The 16,192-nt window shown below is 73.3% G+C and carries 16 protein-coding genes; 6 read left to right on the top strand and 10 right to left on the bottom strand.

Translation table 11 applies throughout. The features are described 5' to 3' along the window. Positions 1-9: 9 nt before the first annotated feature. The gene (locus tag YWW_RS0127205; RefSeq protein ID WP_026932546.1) at positions 10-441 is read right to left on the bottom strand and encodes a protein-tyrosine phosphatase family protein; all 432 of its coding nucleotides are present in this window, start codon (positions 439-441) and stop codon (positions 10-12) included. A gap of 104 nt (positions 442-545) precedes the next feature. Between YWW_RS0127205 and YWW_RS0127200 the strand changes: the two genes are divergently transcribed. Then, positions 546-1,487: an epimerase gene (locus YWW_RS0127200; RefSeq protein ID WP_026932545.1), complete on the top strand. Its 942-nt coding sequence runs from the start codon at positions 546-548 to the stop codon at positions 1,485-1,487. Here the strand turns inward: YWW_RS0127200 and YWW_RS0127195 are convergent. Next, positions 1,484-2,200: a siderophore-interacting protein gene (locus YWW_RS0127195; RefSeq protein WP_026932544.1), complete on the bottom strand. Its 717-nt coding sequence runs from the start codon at positions 2,198-2,200 to the stop codon at positions 1,484-1,486. The genes YWW_RS0127200 and YWW_RS0127195 overlap by 4 nt on opposite strands. A gap of 96 nt (positions 2,201-2,296) precedes the next feature. On the opposite strand from YWW_RS0127195, the gene YWW_RS33485 reads away from it, so the two are divergent. From YWW_RS33485 to YWW_RS0127180, 3 genes are all read left to right on the top strand, one after another. Then, positions 2,297-4,903, top strand: a complete 2,607-nt coding sequence (locus YWW_RS33485; RefSeq protein ID WP_051326386.1) for a GNAT family N-acetyltransferase — start codon at positions 2,297-2,299, stop codon at positions 4,901-4,903. Positions 4,904-4,990: 87 nt separating this feature from the next. Beyond that, on the top strand, positions 4,991-5,956 hold the full coding sequence (locus YWW_RS0127185; protein ID WP_035698595.1) for an NADP-dependent oxidoreductase: 966 nt from the start codon (positions 4,991-4,993) through the stop codon (positions 5,954-5,956). A 51-nt stretch (positions 5,957-6,007) separates the two neighbouring features. Further along, positions 6,008-6,907: an aminoglycoside phosphotransferase family protein gene (locus YWW_RS0127180; RefSeq protein WP_026932542.1), complete on the top strand. Its 900-nt coding sequence runs from the start codon at positions 6,008-6,010 to the stop codon at positions 6,905-6,907. A 12-nt stretch (positions 6,908-6,919) separates the two neighbouring features. On the opposite strand, the gene YWW_RS0127175 is transcribed toward YWW_RS0127180, so the two are convergent. Together YWW_RS0127175 and YWW_RS0127170 are read right to left on the bottom strand one after the other, a co-directional pair. Beyond that, positions 6,920-7,576: a VOC family protein gene (locus YWW_RS0127175; protein ID WP_026932541.1), complete on the bottom strand. Its 657-nt coding sequence runs from the start codon at positions 7,574-7,576 to the stop codon at positions 6,920-6,922. Positions 7,577-7,607: 31 nt separating this feature from the next. Next, complete coding sequence (locus tag YWW_RS0127170) at positions 7,608-8,474, bottom strand: helix-turn-helix transcriptional regulator (protein WP_026932540.1); 867 nt, start codon at positions 8,472-8,474, stop codon at positions 7,608-7,610. A gap of 146 nt (positions 8,475-8,620) precedes the next feature. Between YWW_RS0127170 and YWW_RS0127165 the strand changes: the two genes are divergently transcribed. Further along, positions 8,621-9,394 carry an SDR family oxidoreductase gene (locus YWW_RS0127165; RefSeq protein WP_026932539.1) on the top strand — a complete coding sequence of 258 codons (774 nt, stop codon included), beginning with the start codon at positions 8,621-8,623 and terminating at the stop codon, positions 9,392-9,394. Positions 9,395-9,440: 46 nt separating this feature from the next. Here the strand turns inward: YWW_RS0127165 and YWW_RS0127160 are convergent, their stop codons facing one another. Then, positions 9,441-10,220 carry an alpha/beta fold hydrolase gene (locus tag YWW_RS0127160; RefSeq protein WP_026932538.1) on the bottom strand — a complete coding sequence of 260 codons (780 nt, stop codon included), beginning with the start codon at positions 10,218-10,220 and terminating at the stop codon, positions 9,441-9,443. 57 nt (positions 10,221-10,277) lie between these two features. Between YWW_RS0127160 and YWW_RS0127155 the strand changes: the two genes are divergently transcribed. After that, the gene (locus YWW_RS0127155; protein ID WP_026932537.1) at positions 10,278-10,739 is read left to right on the top strand and encodes a MarR family winged helix-turn-helix transcriptional regulator; all 462 of its coding nucleotides are present in this window, start codon (positions 10,278-10,280) and stop codon (positions 10,737-10,739) included. Positions 10,740-10,914: 175 nt separating this feature from the next. Here YWW_RS0127155 and YWW_RS0127150 read toward each other — a convergent pair whose 3' ends face one another. From YWW_RS0127150 to YWW_RS0127130, 5 genes are all read right to left on the bottom strand, one after another. Beyond that, a complete protein-coding gene (locus tag YWW_RS0127150; protein WP_035698598.1) occupies positions 10,915-12,366 on the bottom strand; it encodes a family 43 glycosylhydrolase in 1,452 nt (483 codons plus the stop codon). Positions 12,367-12,489: 123 nt separating this feature from the next. Further along, positions 12,490-13,104: a superoxide dismutase gene (locus YWW_RS0127145; protein WP_026932535.1), complete on the bottom strand. Its 615-nt coding sequence runs from the start codon at positions 13,102-13,104 to the stop codon at positions 12,490-12,492. A 174-nt stretch (positions 13,105-13,278) separates the two neighbouring features. Continuing rightward, entirely contained in the window at positions 13,279-13,842 is a 564-nt protein-coding gene (locus tag YWW_RS0127140; RefSeq protein WP_026932534.1) for a dihydrofolate reductase family protein, read from the bottom strand. Between the two features lie 145 nt (positions 13,843-13,987). Beyond that, the gene (locus YWW_RS33480; RefSeq protein ID WP_051326385.1) at positions 13,988-15,103 is read right to left on the bottom strand and encodes a PP2C family protein-serine/threonine phosphatase; all 1,116 of its coding nucleotides are present in this window, start codon (positions 15,101-15,103) and stop codon (positions 13,988-13,990) included. Between the two features lie 154 nt (positions 15,104-15,257). Continuing rightward, a complete protein-coding gene (locus tag YWW_RS0127130) occupies positions 15,258-16,091 on the bottom strand; it encodes an SDR family oxidoreductase (protein ID WP_211228720.1) in 834 nt (277 codons plus the stop codon). Between the last annotated feature and the right edge of the window lie 101 nt (positions 16,092-16,192).

Below are 16,192 nucleotides of genomic sequence, written 5' to 3'. Positions count from 1 at the left end.
CGGCGGCGGTCAGTGGAACCGGGCGATGTAGCGGCGCTGCCAAGGCGTCTCGACCGCCCGCGGGCGGTAGTGCTCCCTGACGTAGGCCACGGCCTCGGCGTTCGGCACGCCGTCGATGACGGCGAGGCAGGCCATGGCGGTGCCGGTGCGGCCGTTGCCGCCGCCGCAGGCGATCTCGACGCGCTCGGTCGCCGCCCGCTCCCACGCCTCGCGGAGCGCCGCGGCGGCGGCGGGCCGGTCGCGCGGCAGGGCGAAGTCCGGCCAGCGCAGCCACTTCGACTCCCACGCGACCTCGGGCGGGTGCTTGCCGAGCAGGTAGAGGCCGTAGGTCGGCTCCTGCCCCTCGGGGAGGGGGCGGTGGACGCCCCTGCCGCGCACCAGCCGCCCGGAGGGGAGTCGCATGAGGCCGGGCGTGCCGTCCTCCCAAGGCCCGGTGCTCATGAGCGGACGCGGATGTCGGAATGCATGGCCATGCCGCCGACCTTAACAACCCTTCCGCCGCTCCAGAGGTGCGGCTAGGCTTGCCCGGACGTCGAGGAGGCCCGATGAGGATCGTGATCCCCGGAGGCACCGGGCAGGTCGGCGCGGTCCTGCGCCGGGCCCTGACCGCGGCCGGCCACGAGGTGGCGGTCCTGACCCGCCGCCCCACCAGAACCCACGAGATCCACTGGGACGGTGAGACGCTCGGCCCCTGGGCGGAGGCGATCGACGGCAGCGACGCCGTCGTCAACCTCGCCGGACGCAGCGTCAGCTGCCGCTACGACCTCGTGAACCTGCGGGCGATGCTCGCCTCCCGCGTCCGCTCGGCCCGCCTCGTCGGCGAGGCGATCGCGGCCGCGGCGAAGCCGCCGCGCGTGTGGCTCCAGATGAGCACCGCCACCGTCTACGCGCACCGCTTCGACGAAGCGAACGACGAGGCCACAGGCCTCATCGGCGGGAATGAGGCGGGCGTGCCGGACTACTGGGCCTTCAGCGTCCACATCGCCCGGTATTGGGAGCGGGCGCAGGAGCGCGCCGCCACGCCGGAGACCCGCAAGCTCGCCCTGCGGACGGCGATGGTGATGAGCCCCGACCGCGGCGGCGTCTTCGACGTGCTGCTGCGCCTGGCCCGGCTCGGCCTCGGCGGCCCGGTCGCGGGCGGCGCCCAGTACGTCTCGTGGATCCACGACGAGGACTTCGCCCGCGCCGTCGCCTTCCTCATCGAGCGCGAGGACCTCGCCGGGCCGGTCAACCTCGCCTCCCCGAACCCGCTGCCGCAGCGCGAGTTCATGCGCGAGCTGCGCCGCGCCTGGGGAGTGCCGCTCGGGCTGCCCGCGACGAAGTGGATGGCCGAGCTGGGGGCCTTCGCGATGCGCTCGGACACCGAGCTGCTGCTCAAGAGCCGCCGCGTGGTGCCCGGCAGGCTCCTGGAGGCCGGCTTCGCCTTCGACCGGCCGCGCTGGCCCGAGGCCGCCGCGGACCTGGCCGAACGCGTCCGGAGGCGCTAACGCCAGTAGGCCATGGCGTTCACCCGGTGCTTGGGCACGCCGAGGTCCTTGCGCAGCAGCGAGGTCAGGCCGCGGGTGCTCTTGAAGTCGCACGCGACCCACGCGTACGCCTCGCGCGGGTCCCCGATGAGCCCGGGCAGGGCCGTCCGCGCCTCCGTGACCAGGTGGCCGCCGGCCTCCTTGCGGGGCACGAGGTTGAGCCGGTGCAGCCCGGCGTCGAGCACGAGCAGCCGCGAGTCGTCGTCGTGGGCGGTCTCGAACCAGATCGTCGCGGGCACGTCCGGCATCGCGGCCAGCAGCGAGTTGATCGCGGGCAGGGAGGCGGCGTCGCCGAACACGAACATCCTGGGCGGCAGGGGATCGGGGGCGGTGAAGGCGCTGCCCTGCACCGTCGCCTCGATCGTCTCGCCCGCCTCGGCCGCGAGGGCCCACTCGCAGGCGGGCCCGTCGTGCATCGCGAAGTCCAGGTTGAAGGTGCCCGCCTCGGGATCGGGGTCGACGAGGGTGTAGCCGCGCTGGTGCGGGCGGCCCGCGTTCGCGAACCACACGCGCACCCACATCGTCGGGTGGACGCCGGTGACCTTCAGCATGCCGCCGTCGGTGAACCGCACCCGCGCGAAGTGCTCGGTGAGCCGCTCGGCGCCGGTCACGGTGAACGTGAAGTCCTTGGCGCGGAACAGCTTGAGGACCGCGCCCTCCCAACCGTGCCCCATCGGCGTCTCCTTCCTCCCGGCGGCCTCCACTGGAGACGAGCCGTATGACAGAATTTCAACTTAGCTTAGACTAACCTAACTAAGAGAAGGCGGGGCATGGAGTTCGCGAGCTACAGGGACGCCTGGGGCGTCCCGCACCTGCGGGCCCGGACCGCCCGCGCCCTGGCGTTCGCGCAGGGGCGAGGCGCCGCCGCCGACCGGCCCTCCCAGCTCGCCCTCGCGCGCCGCCGCGCCGAGGGCACCGTCGCCGCCGCCTTCGGCCCCGAAGCCCTGCCCTGGGACCGCTTCGCCCGCCAGGCCCGCGTCGCCGACACCGCCCGGCGCTGCTTCGCCGCCCTCGACCAGGGCACCGCGGCCTGGGTCGCCGCCTACGTCGACGGCGTCAACGCCGCCCTTCCCGAAGGCCCGCCATGGGAACCGTGGGCGCCGCTGGCGATCTGGCTGTCCGAGCACCTGCTGTTCGGCGCCGGATTCCCCGCGAAGCTGTGGCGCGAGCGCCTCGCCACCCATCTCGGCGAGGAGGCGATCGCGCTGTTCGCCACCGACGGGCCGGACCGCTCGGGCAGCAACGGCTGGCTCCTCACCGGCGAGCGCACCGCCTCCGGCGCGCCCCTGATCGCGGGCGACCCGCACCGCTACATCGAAGAACCGAGCATCTACCAGCAGATCCGCCTGTCCTGCGACGAGTTCGACGTGCTCGGCCTGGCCGTGCCCGGCGTCCCCGGAATAGCCCACTTCGGACACACTGGAGGCGTGGCCTGGGGCGTCACCAACGCCATGGCGGACACCGCCGACCTCTACTGGGAACGCCTGCGCCGCCGCCGCAGCGGCGTCGAGGCGCTCGGCCCCGACGACTGGGAGCAGGCCGAGGCCCGGACCGAGACGATCGAGGTCCACGGCGACGGGCCCGTCACCGTGGACGTCATCGAGACGGCGCGCGGACCTGTCGTCGCGGGCGGACTCGACGACGGCTGGGCCCTGAGCCTGCGCTGCCCCGCCGGAGCCGGCGGCGACCTCGGCTTCGGCGCCCTGCCGAAACTGCTGCGGGCCTGGACCGTCGACGACGTGGACGACGCCCTGGACGCGTGGGTCGCCCCGGTCAACGTCGTCCTCGCCGCCGACACCGCCGGCGGGCTCCTCCACCGCGTCGCCGGACGCGTCCCGCTGCGCGACAAGGCGAACATGATCCGGCCCGTGCCCGCCTGGAAGGCCCGCCACGCCTGGCGCGGCTGGCGCGAGCCGCCCCGCGGCGCCGTCCGCGCCGTCACCGTCATGGCCAACCAGCGCGGCCTCGCCGCACCGCTCGGCGTCGAGTTCGCCCCGCCGCACCGGGCCCGGCGCATCGCCCATCTGCTCACCGCCTCCCGCGCCTGGACCGCCGAGACCGTGGGCGCCGTCCACACCGACGCGCTCCTGCCCTCCGCCGGGCCGCTCCTGGACGCCCTCGCCGGACTCGACGGCCTCGGCTCGGCGGCCGCCGCCCTGCGCAAACGGCTCCTGGCCTGGGACCGCCGCATGGACCCCGGCAGCGCCGAGGCCGCCGACTACGCCGCCCTGCGCGCGGCCCTCGTCCGCCGCCTCGCCGAGCACCCCGCGCTCGCCCCGCTGGCCGAGCCGTCCCCCTACCCCGAGCTGTTCGCGCCCTGGCTCGCGCTGCGGCCCCGCATCACCTTCGCCCTCGAACACCTCCTCTCCCACGACGGCCCGATCCCCGCCGAAGACCTGACCGACGCGGTCCGCGCCGCCGCCGAGGAGACCGCCCCCGGAAGCGGCCTCGCCCCGTGGGGCGAACGCCACCGCTTCACCCCTTGGCTCTCGCCGCCCGGCGAGTCCTGGCCGGGCTTCGGCGGCGACCACGACTGCGTCCTGTCGACGACGAGCGTCCCCGGCCTCACCGACGCCTTCGCGCGCGGACCGGCCGCCCGCTGGGTCTGGGACCTCGCCGACCGCTCCCGGAGCCGCTGGATCGTCCCCTTCGGGGCCTCCGGCGGGCCCGGCCGCCCGCACGCCCGCGACCAGCTGCCGCTGTGGCGCTCAGGCGAGCTCATCCCCGTGACCACCGACTGGAACGACCTGACCGAGGAGTCCCCCATGACCGAGCACGCGACCGGCCCCGCGCGGCGCGCCGCCGTCCACGAGCAGACCGCCGGCGGCTTCGGCCGCGTCCGGATCGTCCCGGTCGACCCGAAGGCCGACCTCGACCTGATCCACGGCTGGGTCACCGAGGAGCGCGCCAGGTTCTGGGGCATGGGGGAAGCGAGCCGCGAGCGCGTCCTGAAGATCTACGAGTACCTCGACTCGCTGACCACCCACCACGCCTTCCTCGTGCTGCGCGACGGCGAGCCGATCGCCCTGTTCCAGACCTACGAGCCCGCCGCCGACCCGGTGGGGGAGTGCTACGAGGTCCGGCCCGGCGACATCGGCACGCACCTCCTGGTCGCCCGGCCCGACCGCGGCGGCGCGCAGGCCGGGTTCACCGCCCGGCTCGTCTCGGTGCTGGCCGACTACCTGTTCGCCGACCCCGCGCACCGGCGGATCGTCGCCGAGCCCGACGCGCGCAACGCGCAGGCCCGCGCTCGCCTGCGCCGCACCGGCTTCGCCTTCGGGCCCGAGATCGAGCTGCCCGACAAGCGCGCCCGCCTGGCGTTCCTGACCCGCGAAGCCCACGAAGGACGCCGACGCCCCCCGAGCGCGGAGCGGTAGCGTCCCGAAGCGGGGGAATCCGGCACCTCCGGGCCGGAACCGCGAGACAATCGCACCGCCCCCGATACGCGACCGAAGGAGCACGCCGTGCGAGCCGTGATAGCCGACGACTTCAACACCGAACCCCGACTGGCCGAGCTGCCGGACCCCGAACCCGGGCCAGGCGAGGTCCTCGTCCGCATCGAGGCCGCCGGCGTCAACCCCTTCGACTGGAAGGTCGTCGACGGCGTCATGTGCGGCGCCGTCGAGCACGCCTTCCCGCTGGTCCTCGGCTCCGACGGCGCGGGCGTCGTCGAGCGGACCGGCCCCGGCGTGACCGGCCTGGCCGAGGGCGACCGCGTCTTCGGCCAGTTCATGGACGTCGAGCGCGGCCGCGGCTCCTACGCCGAGTTCGCGCTCGCCCCCGCCGAGGGCAAACTCGCCTCCCTGCCGCGGCAGCTGCCGTTCGACCTCGCCGCGGCCCTGCCGACCGCCGGGGCCGCCGCCCACGACTTCGTAGCCGCGAGCGGAGCCGCCGACGGCCACGTCCTCCTCGTCAACGGCGCCTCAGGCGGCGTCGGGCAGGCGGCCGTGCAGCTCGCCGCCGCGCGGGGCGCGCACGTCATCGCCACCACCGACCCCGCCACCGCCGCCTACCTCCTGGAGCTGGGCGCGGCCGAGATCGTCGACTTCACCGAGGCCCCCACCGTCGACCAGGTGCGCGAGGCCCACCCCGACGGCGTCGACGCCGTCGTCGACCTCGTGTCCGGCCCGGCCCAGATAGACGCCGTCGCCGAGCTGCTGCGGCCCGGCGGCGTCATCATCAGCTCCAACACCGCCGCCGACGTCGAGGCGCTCGCCGCGCGCGGCCTGCGCGGCGCCAACCTCTACGCCGACGCCTCGCCCGAGACCCTCGGCTCGCTGGCCGCCTCGGTGGTCGACGGCGAGCTGAAGGTCCGCATCGACTTCAAGGCGCCGCTGGAGAAGGCCCCCGCCGCGCTGGACCGCTCGCGCGCGGGCAGCGCCCGCGGCAAGACCGTCCTGACCGTGCGGGAGGGCACCGTCGACGCCTGAGCCGCGCGAAAAACCGTTGCCTCCCAGCGCCGCCGCCGCCAGACTGTCCCGATGGACGACAACAAGCACGCCGACGGCCGGGCCGGGATCGACGCGGCCCTGGTCGAGCGGCTGATCGCCGCGCAGTTCCCGCAGTGGCGGGGCGAGCCGGTGCGGCCGGTCGAGATCGACGGCTGGGACAACCGCACCTACCGCCTCGGCGAGAGCATGACGGTGCGGCTGCCCACCGCCGCGAGTTACGCGCTCGCGGTGGAGAAGGAGCACCGGTGGCTGCCGGTCCTCGCCCCGCAGCTGCCCGTCGAGGTGCCCGTGCCCCTCGGCCTCGGCGCCCCCGGCGATGAATACCCGCACCCGTGGGCGGTCCGGCGCTGGATCGACGGCGAGACCGCCCGCGCCGACCGCATCGACGACCTGCCCGCCTTCGCCTCGCAGGTGGCCGATTTCGTCACGGCCATGCAGCGCATCGACCCGAGCGGCGGCCCCGAAGGCGGCGAGCACAGCTTCTACCGGGGCGCCTCGCTGAGCCACTACGACCATGAGGCCCGCAAGGCGCTGCTGGATCTCGAGGGCCGCATCGACACCGACGGTGCGCGAGCGGTCTGGCAGACCGCCCTCGACACCGCCTGGGACGGGCCGCCGGTCTGGTTCCACGGCGACGTCGCCCACGGCAACCTCCTGGTCAGGGACGGGAAGCTCTCCGCCGTCATCGACTTCGGCACCAGTGGCGTCGGCGACCCCTCCTGCGACCTGGTGATCGCCTGGACGATGTTCGAGGGCGCCAGCCGCGAGGCGTTCCGCCGCGGCGTGGGCGCCGACGACGCCGCCTGGGCGAGGGCCAGGGGCTGGGCGGTCTGGAAGGCCATGATCTGCTTGGCCTGGTTCGGCGCCGAAGGCGAGGAGGCCGCCGGCCACCACCGCGTGATCGAGGCGGTCATCGCCGAACACGCTTGAACCGCAATCGGTTCAGTCGCGGCTCAGCGTCGTGGCCACGCACACCTCGTTGCCCTCCGGATCGGCCAGGACCCACCACTCGGGAGCGTGCTCGTCGGTCAAGAGGCGCCCGCCCGCCGCGATCGCGGCCGCGATGCGCGCCTCGGCCAGGTCGTGCGGGACCCATACGTCGATGTGGACGCGGTTGCGCTGCGGCCGAGGCTCGTCCATCTGCTGGAACCAGAACGGCGCGCCGCGCCCGCCCGGATCGACCAGGTCGTCCGGGCCGCGCCGGCCGTACCCGAGGACGGCGCGCCAGAACGGGACCACGTCGGCGTGGGCGAGGGCGTCGATCGAGACCTGGATGGTCTGCACCGCGGACGGATCGGCGGCGAAGCCGAGCTCGCGCGCCGCCGCCGAGATCCGCCTGGCGAGGTCGAGGTCCTCCGCGGTCAGGCCGTAGTGGTCGTCGGTCATCGTGATGATTCGGACGGTCACGCCGTCGAACCGCACGTCGACGTCCGGGCGGCGGGGCCCCGTGCCGTCCAGCGCCGCGATCGCGTCCAGAAGCCGCGCTCCCGCCGCGATGGACCCGGTCCGGAAGTGGGCGCACGCGCCGTCGCCGAGCACCCGCCAGTCCTCGGCGCCCTCGGACTCGCCGAACTGCTTCACCGTGTACCGCTCGGTCATGGCCGCCAAGGTACCGGCCGGGGCCGACACTCTAAGGGCGCCGCAGCTCCTCCTCGACGGCGCCGCGCGGGTTCGTCCAGCTGTCGAGCAGCCGCAGCGCCTCGGCGCTGGCCGAGCCGGGCTCGACGTTGTAGACGCACACGGTCTGGTCGGGATCGCCCGGCGCCTCGAACGACTCGTAGGCGAACTCCATGTCCCCCACGACCGGATGGCGGTAGCGCTTGACGCCGTGGGTGCGGCGCAGCACCTGGTGGTCGTTCCACCAGCCGCTGAACTCCGGGCAGTGGACGGTCAGCTCGCCGATCAGGTCGGCGAGCTGGCGGTCGCCGGGGTGGCGCCCGGCCTGGAACCGCAGCACCGCGACGGTGTCGGCCGCCGCCTGCTCCCAGTCCAGGACCCGTTCGCGCGCTTCGGGGTTCAGCAGGTAGTAGCGGGCCATGTTGCGTTCCGCGGCGGGCACGGCCTCGAAGTCGGTGATCACCTCGCGGGCCAGGCGGTTGGCGGCCAGCACGTCCAGGCGGCGCCCGATGATGAAGGCCGGGACGTGGTCGAGGGTCTGGATGGTGAGCAGCAGGCCCGGCCGCACCCGCTGCGCCACCGGCCGCGAGCGCTTGGCCGGCCTGCGCCCGCACAGGTCCACCAGGTGCGCGCGTTCGGAGGCGTCGAGCCGCAGGGCCGAGGCCAGGGCGTCGAGCACTTCGGGTGAGGGGCTGCCGCCCCGGCCCTGCTCGAGCCGCGTGTAGTACTCGGTGCTCATGTTCGCCAGCCGCGCCACCTCGTCGCGGCGCAGGCCCGGCACGCGCCGGACCCGGCCATCGTCGGCCAGGCCCGCCTGCCCGGGCGTAACTCGCGCGCGCCTGGTGCGCAGGAAATCCGCGATCTCGGAACTTCGGTCCATGACCCAATTGTGGCCGCACCCGGCCGGGCCCGGCGCGCCGTGGGTGGCCCTGGCGGTACCAGTCGGCGCAGGGCCTTTTCAGCGGCGGTTTCGGCCTCTCGGCGGTGCTTTGATCGATGCAGTCATCCGAATCGAAGGGAAACACGATGTCCTCCGACACCACCGCCAAGCCGCTCGAAGGCCGGATCGCCGTCGTCACCGGAGCCTCCAGCGGCCTCGGCGAGGCCGCCGCCGAACTCCTGGCCGCCCGCGGCGCGAAGGTCGCGGTGCTCGCGCGCCGCGCCGACCGCCTCGACGATCTCGTCGCGCGCGTCGCCAAGGACGGCGGCACCGCCCTCGCCCTGCCCGTCGACGTCACCGACGCGGCGGCGGTCGAGGCCGCCGCCGAGCGCGTCGCCGCCGAGTTCGGCCCCGCCGACCTGCTGTTCAACAACGCGGGCGTCATGCTGCCCGCCCCGGTCACCGAGCGGCGCGCCGAGCAGTGGCAGCGCATGATCGACCTCAACGTCACCGGCCTGATGAACGCCATCGGCGCCTTCACTCCGCAGCTCGTCGCGTCCGCGAAGGACCGCGGCGTCGCCGACCTGGTCAACACCTCCTCGATCGGCGCCACCGGCGTCTTCCCCTCGTTCGCGGTCTACTGCGCCACCAAGGCGTATGCGACGCACCTGTCGGACAACCTGCGCGCCGACCTCGGCTCGCAGGGGGTGCGCGTCTCGGCGATCGAGCCGGGGCTGGTCAGTACGGAGCTCAAGAGCCACGTCACCGACCCGGGGGCCAACGAGTGGCTCGACGGCGCGTTCAACTCCATTGAGGTGCTCGAGCCCTCCGATGTGGCCGAAGCGGTGGCGTTCCTCGCGGCGCAGCCGCCGCGGGTGAACCTCAGCCGCGTCACGATCATGCCGACCGCCCAGGTCTGACGGAACCGCGTCCGGCCGCCGCTCGGCACCGAGCGGCGGCCGGAGTTCAGAGCGTGGCCAGGATCGTCCGGAGCGCTTCGTCGAATGCCTCGGGGCGCTCCATGTTCGGGTAGTGGGCGGCGCCGTCGACGGTGATCGCGCGGCCGGTGCCGACGACGCCGACGAGGCGTTCGGCCATGCCGATGTGGTCGGGGGAGTCGGCGCCGCCGTTGACGGCGTGCACCGGGACCTCGATCCCGGCGGCGCGGGCCCAGGTGTCGGGCACCGGCGTCGTCCAGTCCGGTTCGCCCGCGGTGTGCTTGCGGAAGGTCCCTCTGGCCATGTCGTACAGGCGGCGCACCACCTGGGGGTCGAGGTCGTCGACGGTCCGGTCCGGCCCGGCGGCGGCGAACCGCATGTGCGCCTCGATCGAGCCCTCCGGGTCGCCCGCGGCCATCGCGGCGGTCATCTCGGCGAAGGCCTCCCGCGACCACGGGTCCTCGAAGTACGGTTCGCTGGTGCCGACGCCGCTGACGACGACGGCGGCGACGAGCTCGGGGTGCTCCAGGGCGGTGTCGACCGCGGTGGCCCCGCCCATGGACAGGCCGACGAGGATCGCCGGGCCGGTCTCGAGATGGCGCAGCAGCGCCGCGAGGTCGTCGGTGCGGCGGTAGGGGCCGGTCGCGTTGGCGGTGCGGCCGTGGCCGCGGGCGTCCGGTGCGATGACGCGGTAGTCCTCGGCGAAGACCGGGATCTGGTCGTCCCACATCCGGTGGTCGAGGATGCCGCCGTGCAGGAACACGAGCGGCCGCCCGGCGCCGGTGTCAATCCAGAACTGATCATCCATGACAACCAGGGTGTCATACTCGACGCGAATTGACAACTGAAGTGTCATCATTGGGGCATGAACGATCGTGACCCCGCCGCTCAGGCCGACCGCATCACCGAAGTGTTCGACCTGGTCGGACCCCTCTACCGGCGGACGTACCGCAAAGTGGAGCAGGACTCGTCCCAGGAAGGGCTCTCGGTGGGCGTCCGGGCCGTCCTCGTCATGCTGTACGGCGACGGGCCCATGACCGTGCCGCAGATGGGGCGCGCGCAGTCGCTGAGCCGCCAGTTCGTGCAGCGCATGGTCAACGAGGCGGGCGCCGGCGGCCTCGTGGAGACCGTCCCCAACCCCGCGCACAAGCGCTCGGCGCTCGTCAGGCTCACCGATGAGGGCCGGAGCGTCATCGGCGCGGTGAGGGACCGCGAGCGCGCGATCTTCGTGCAGATCGCCCGAGAGCTGGACGACGCCGACGTGGACGCGTGCATCCGCGTGCTCTCCCGCATGGTGGCGCTGCTCGACCACGTCGACATGGACTGAGGGCCCGCCGCCGAGCGGCGGCGGGCCGTCTCCCGTCAGGCGCTCGGGGCCTTGGCGAAGACCTCGGTCTCGCCTTCGCCGCGTTCGCTCCGCGGAAGCCGCCGCGGCGGGTCGCGTCGAGCGCGGGCCGCGGCCGCGGACGCGCGCCGGATCCCGCGGGATCCGGCGCGGCGGCTTATTCCAGGACGAACGTGGCGTCGGCGCGGTCCTGCGCCGTGCCCGGCTCGTGGAGGTACGCCAGTCCGTTCTGGCAGCGCAGGTACCGGCCCGGGAAGTTGACCGACTCGAACGACTCCGCCCCCGTCCCGGCCAGACCGCCGCGCCGGTGGAAGCTCGCGTCCTGTCCGAACAGAGCCGAGCCGTCGTCGCTCTCCACCCAGCACTCGTAATCCCTGTGTCGCAGGTAGTGTCCGGGGTAGTTCGCCGACTCCAGCGAGACCGTCCCCGAGCCGGCCAGGCCCGCCGCGATCCGGAACTGCGAGTCGGCCAGCATCGCCGGGCTCGCGTCCGCCCGGACCCGGAAGTCGTAGTGGTGCAGGAACACTCCCGGCCGGCCGTAGGCGGCGAAGCGGTGCGGGCTCGCCCCGTCGGCCACCGGGATCCCGAAGTCCGGCGTGCCGTCGGCCCTCCAGTAGAACTTCTGGAGCCTGGTGTGCCGGTTCGGGTCGTACAGCGGATCGCCGTCGATGTCCCGGTAGGGCCTGGCGTGGTAGACGAGGATGTCGCTCTGCCCGTCCTCGGAGACGGTGAAGGAGTTGTGCCCAGGACCGTACTGGCCCGTCCGGTCGTCGCTGCGCAGCACCGGCTGCGGGTTCTTCGTCCACGACGACGGGTCGAGCAGGTCCGCGTCCTGCGAGGCCGTGAGCAGCCCCATCGCGTAGTTCGCGTCGGTGGCGCTGGCCGAGAACGTCATGAAGAACCGGCCGTTCCGCTGGATGACGGCCGCGCCCTCGTTCACGTTGTGCCCGATGCGCTCCCAGGCATGGGTGGGCATGCTGATCCGCACCGGCTCCCCGGTGATCGCCCACGGGCTCGACATCGCCGCGAGGTACAGGCTCGTGCCGCTGCCGAGCTCGGGGTCGCTCTGCGCCCAGCACAGATAGCGCGTGGACCCCTGCGTGAACGTGGTCGCGTCCAGGGAGAAGGAGTCGCGCGGGGTGCTGATCTGCCCCCGTTCGACCCACGTGCCGCTCATCGGGTTCGCGCTGGAGTTCTCCAGGACGTACATGCGGATGCGCCAGACGTCCTCGGCGCGGCCCGCGGCGAAGTAGAGGTACCACCTGCCGTCGACGCGGTGGAGCTCCGGCGCCCAGATGTGGTGGCTCATCGGCCCGCTGGAGTGCTTGCTCCACACGGTGGCCTCGCTCGCCGAGGCCAGGCCCTGGAGGCTCGTCGAGCGCCGCATGACGATGCGGTCGTAGGCGGGGACGCTCGCGGTGAAGTAGTAGTACTCGTCGGTGTGGCGCGTGATGAACGGGTCGGCTCGCTGCCGGATGAGCGGGTTGGCGAACTGGACGGCCGGGGACGCCGATGCCGGGGCGGCGTCGAGGCCGACGGCGGCGCCCGCGAGGGCCGCCGCCCCGGCGGCCTGGAGCAGCCGGCGGCGGCTGAGGGAGGAAGACTGCATGTGGACACTCCACGTCGTCGAACGGTTTCACACATTCTCGACAATGAATCCACAAATGTCAATTGATAGATATATATGCCGAAGAGCGGGGACGCCGCCGGCGGGCGGCGCCCCCCGCCGGAATCACACCCCTGCGTTCCCGGCCTTCGCGGCCGCGTAGCGCGCCGCGACGTCTTCCCAGTTGACGACGTCCCACATGGCCTTGACGAAGTCGGGCCGCACGTTCTTGTACTGGAGGTAGTACGCGTGCTCCCAGGCGTCGAACGCCAGCAGCGGCACCGATCCTGCGGCGACGTTGCCGTGGTGGTCGTAGACCTGCTCGACGATGAGGCGCCGCGACACCGGCTCCCACGACAGCACGCCCCAGCCCGAGCCCTGCACGAGCGTGGTGGCCGAGGAGAGCTGGCCGTGGAAGGCCTCGAACGAGCCGAAGTGCTCGTCGAGGGCCTCGGCGAGCTCGCCCTCGGGGCGGTCGCCGCCGTCGGGGCTCATGTTCTGCCAGTACAGCGAGTGCAGGACGTGGCCGGAGAGGTTGAACGCGAGGGTCTTCTCCAGGCCCACGATCTGGCTGAAGTCGCCCTTGTCGCGGGCCTCGGCGATGCGCTCGGTGGTGTCGTTGGCGCCCTTGACGTAGGCGGCGTGGTGCTTGTCGTGGTGGAGTTCGAGGATGTGACCGTTGATGTGCGGCTCGAGCGCCCCGTAGTCGTACGGCAGTTCGGGCAGCGTGTAGAGGCTCATCGGATGGTGGTCTCCTTCTGTTCCGGACGAGTGCTATCGCCACCTTCTCACAGTTGCAAGTACCTTGCAATAAGGCGCGCGCAGATCGCCCCGGTCCGGTCTCCCGCCGCCGGGCCGCGGCGCACCCGCCAAGGCGCGGTGGGCACCCGCCCACCGCGCCCGTCCTCCCCGAGGTCAGTGGACGACGTCGAAGACCTGCTTCTGGATGCCGTTCGAGTACGCCTCGTGCTCGACCGGGCGCAGCTTCACGGCGTCCTTGTCGGCGTCGCTGAACAGCCGCTTGCCCGCGCCGAGGAGCAGCGGGAAGACCAGCAGGTGGTAGCGGTCGACCAGGCCCGCGTCCGCGAGGCTCCGACCCAGCTCGGCGCTGCCGTGCACGATGATCGGCCCGCCCTCGGTCTCCTTGAGCGCCGCGACCTCCTCGACCGAGCGCAGTACCGTGGCCGGCCACCGCGGGTCCTCGCCCTCCAGCGTGGTGGAGACGACGTAGCGCGGCATGGCGTTGTACCCCGCGAACTCCTCCATCGACGGCCAGACGGGCGCGAAGACCTCATAGGAGCGGCGGCCCATGAGCAGCGCTCCGGCCTCCTCCTGCTCGCGGCTCTTGATCTCGTAGGCCGCCTCGTCGAACTCGACGTGCTTGAAGGTCCAACCGGTGTTCCGGTAGCCGGGCTCGCCGCCCGGGGCCTCCATGACGCCGTCCAGGGACATGAACGCGGTGACGATGAGCGTACGCATGATGCTCTCCTGCTTTCTCGTTGTTGCGAAGTTCGTCTTTCACCCCCATGTCGAACGGGCCCGCCCCGGATCGACACCCGCGCGAAGAAATTCTTCGAAGAATTTCCGGCGGCGAGCCCCTACCCCTCCCACCTGCGGCGACGCTTCAGCCGTCGGCCCGCTCGACCGAACGCCCGCCCCGGCGCGCGCGGGTGACCGCCAGCAGGCTCACGTCGTCGTCGAGCCTGGCGGCGAAGCGGGTGAGGTCGTCCCACACGAAGTCGATCAGCCGCCCCGGCGAGGGCGGGAGCACCAGGCCGCTCAGGTGCTTCGCGAGCGGGTAGTAGCGCCCGTCGACGTCGCGGGCCTCGCTCAGCCCGTCCGAATAGGCCAGCAGCACCTCCTCGGGCTGGAACGGGACCGTCGAGACGCACGAGGGCCGCTCCTGCGGGTCGAGCCGCAGCCCGAGCAGCGGGCGCGGCTTGAGGTCGACCTCCTCGACCCGGTCGGCGCGCAGCAGCAGCGGCGGCGGATGCCCGCACGAGAGCAGCCGCATCTCCCCGACGTCGTCGCGGAACTCCACCAGCAGCACCGAGGCGAACAGCTCGGGCGTGCGGCCCTCGTCGGTGTCGAGGACGATGCGCCGCTCCAGGCGCGCGGCGATGCGCTCGAGGTCGGGCTCGTCGAGGATCGCCTCGTGGAAGGACGCCAGCACCGCCGCGGCGGTGCTCACCGCGGGCAGCCCGTGCCCTTGGACGTCGCCGAGGACCATGCGGACGCCGAAGGGGCTGGCGCGGATGTCGAACAGGTCGCCGCCGATGCGCGCGCCCCGCTGCGCGGAGCGGTAGAGCCCGGCGCAGGACAGGCCGTCGACGTGGTCGGGCAGTGAGGGGAGGACGGCGTACTGGGCGGCCTGGGCGACGTTCTCGACGGTCACCAGCCGCGCCTGGAACCGGGTGCGCACCCACGCGAACGCGATGCCGATGCTCCAGACGACGCCGAAGGCGAACAGGTCGCGGGCGTCCAGGCCCGCCGGGCGGAAGAACGGCGTGAGCAGGAAGCCGATGACGACCACGGCCATCCCGGTGATCCAGATCGGGCCGACGACGAACGCCGCCACCAGCGGGACGACCGCGGTCGTGAAGCCGACGACGGCCGGATCGGGGGAGGACACCTGGAAGAGCACGGTGAGCAGGAGCACCGCGACCGGCAGCGCCCGCAGCCAGCGGGGCGCGATCGCGCCCCGCTGCAGGGTCGTTTCACTGGGAACCCGCGGGCTCATGCCCCGAGTTTAAGGCGATCGGGGCCGCTGACCTGCTCAATCGCCAAGGTGCGGTGAACGGGCGGGCCCGCGGGACGCGGCGCGGCGGCTGCCGTCGCCCGGTCCCGCGGGCCCGGGGTGTGTTCCGCGGGTGGTGGTCGGGTCCGTCCGCCGGTCAGCGGAAGCTCGCCGCGTGGCGCTCGGCCCACTCGGCGTAGGTCCCGGCCGGGCGGCCGGTGATCGCGGCGATGTCGGCCGCGTTCGCCGCCAGCTCCTCGTCGTTGGACGGGTCGGCGTTCCAGTCCAGGACGAAGTCGGCGGCCTCGTCGTCGATGCCCATGCCGCGCATGCGCTCATGGGCGGCGGCCCTGCTCAGCTCCTCGTAGCGGACCTCCCGACCGGCCGCCCGCGCGATCGCCGCGACCCGCGCGGGGACGGCGAGCGCCTCGGGTCCGGTGAGCGTGTACGTCTGGCCCGCGTGGCCCTCGGCGGTGAGCGCGGCGGCGGCCACCGCGGCGATGTCGGCCTCGTCGATCATGCGATGCGCGGCGTCGGGGAACGGCTCGCGCACGACGCCCTCGGACCGGATCTCCTCGGCCCAGGCCAGGTCGTTGGACATGAACGAGCCGGGGTGCAGGTGCGTCCACCCCAGGCCGCTGCGTTCCACTGCTTCTTCGAGCGGGTCGCGCTGGCCGTTCCACAGCACCGTCACGTGTCGCACCCCGGCTTTGGCGGCCAGCCCGACCAGCTCGGTGGCGTATTCGATCGACAGGGGCTCGTAGGAGGGCGCCAGCGTGGTGAGGAGGTGCAGCGCGGTGACGCCGTCGAGCGCCGCCTCGAAGCTCGCCGGGTCGAGGAGGTCGCCGCCCGCCGTCTCGACGCCGTCGGGGAACCGCGCCGAGTCCGGCCTGCGGGTGAAGGCCCGGACCCGGTGCCCGGCTCCGCTGAGCTGCTCGACGAGGTGGCGGCCGACGTTGCCCGTCGCGCCGGTGACCAGAATGGACATCATGTGCTCCTCGGGGTCGCCCGGGGCCGTCGGCCCCGGCTGCGGACCCAAAGCTATTGGCCCCGCGGCGCCCCGCCATCGGACCGTGGTCCCGGTCCTGCTCC

It is taken from the genome of Glycomyces tenuis DSM 44171, assembly GCF_000427885.1.
In the GTDB taxonomy this organism is placed as follows: domain Bacteria; phylum Actinomycetota; class Actinomycetes; order Mycobacteriales; family Micromonosporaceae; genus Glycomyces; species Glycomyces tenuis.
This window is presented reverse-complemented; position numbering and strand designations above follow the sequence as displayed.